Here is a 1,617-nt window from a genome sequence, read left to right on the forward strand (position 1 = left end):
TAACCCGGATTATGCACCGGGGTACGTCCTGGCGGTTGGCGGGTGTGGCATAAGTCATTGATTGGGTTTAGGATTCAGTCGCCAAACAGACATCCGCCCGATCCAAGGACGCGACACCCGCCATGCGAGAGAATACGCCGTTGTTGCCCGGCCTGTCACCCGTTTCGGGCAAGCGGGTGGAGGCCTGTTTCGATGGGGGCAGCCTGTCGTCCGATGCCGGTGTGCTGGCACTGCGGGAGATCGATATCCGGCTGAATGTGGCGGCGCGGCTGGCGGCCTGCATCGCCGATACCCGCCAGCCCGAGCGGGTGCGGCACAGCCTGGCCGATATCATCCGTTTCCGCCTGCTGATGATCGCCTGCGGCTATGAGGATGGCATCGACGCCGACAGTCTGCGCGGCGATCCGGCCTTCAAGATGGCGCTCGGCCGGTTGCCCTCGGCGGCGGACCTCTGCTCGCAATCGACCATCTCGCGTCTGGAGAACCGGCCCGACGCCCGTGCCCTGCTGCGCATGGGCCGGGCCATGGTCGAGCTTTACTGCGCCAGTTTCCGCCAGGTGCCGCAGCGCATCGTGCTGGACATCGATGATACGTTCGACGCCACCCATGGTCACCAGCAGTTGCGGCTGTTCAATGCCCATTACGATGAATATGGCTTCCAGCCGATCGTCGTCTTCGACGGCGAGGGCCGGTTCGTCGCGGCCCTGCTGCGCCCTGCCCGGCGTCCCAGCGGTCGGGAAATAGCAGGCCACCTGCGCCGTCTGATCCGGATGATCCGGGCCCACTGGCCCCGGGTGGAGATCCTGGTTCGGGCCGACAGCCACTATGCAGCACCGGAGGTGTTCAACCTCTGCCGGGCCAGGGGCGTGGATTTCATCCTCGGGCTGGCCACCAACGCCGCCCTGCGCGCCCATGTCGGCCCGCTGGAGGCCAGCACCAGGGCACGGGCGACGGGACCGGACAAGGTCCGCCGCTTCACCGAATTCCATGACGCCGCCCGCACTTGGCAGCGGGTGGAGCGCATCATCGCCCGTGTCGAGGCGGGGCCGCAGGGCGTGGACACCCGCTTCATCGTCACCAGCCTGACCGGCGGCCGGGGCAAGTGGCTCTATGAACAGGTCTATTGCCGCCGGGGCGTAGCCGAGAACCATATCAAAAGCTGGAAAACCCATCTGGCCGCCGACCGCACCAGTTGCACCCGCGCCAGCGCCAACCAGATGCGCCTCATGCTGCACGCCGGGGCCTATTGGCTGATGTGGGGATTGCGATCCCTCATGCCGCAGCGATCCCCCTGGCGAACCGCCCAGTTCGACACGCTGCGCCTGCGCCTGCTGAAAATCGCCGCCCGCGTCGTCGAGATGAAGACCAAATTACGCGTCCATCTGCCAACCGCCTGCACCGTCCAGCCCGTGCTCGCCATGCTCCTGTCCCGCACCACACGCCTCGTCACCTGATATGCCGGGCAGCGTGCCCAGTCCAAACCCTTCCCGCCAACCGCAAGAACAGCTTCCGGAAACCCGCCAAGCAGCGGGACAGCGGAAGTGTCTCCAAACGCCACTTCGCAGAACAACCGCTACGCGATAACGGCAGCGTAACGACATCGGTGCATAATCCGGG

Annotated in this window: 1 protein-coding gene; it reads left to right on the forward strand. The window is 65.8% G+C overall.

The genetic code is table 11. From position 1 onward, the window contains the following. The first annotated feature begins 122 nt into the window (after positions 1–122). Positions 123–1,454 carry an IS1380 family transposase gene (locus tag AC1Q7F_RS32520; RefSeq protein WP_492512695.1) on the forward strand — a complete coding sequence of 444 codons (1,332 nt, stop codon included), beginning with the start codon at positions 123–125 and terminating at the stop codon, positions 1,452–1,454. Positions 1,455–1,617: the final 163 nt, after the last annotated feature.

The organism is Niveispirillum sp. GW835-FHT14G11 (assembly GCF_058793615.1).

Excerpts from the sequence above, each read along its gene's own strand:
- AC1Q7F_RS32520 (WP_492512695.1), top strand. The coding sequence starts at position 123 with ATGCGAGAGAATACGCCGTTGTTGCCCGGCCTGTCACCCGTTTCGGGC.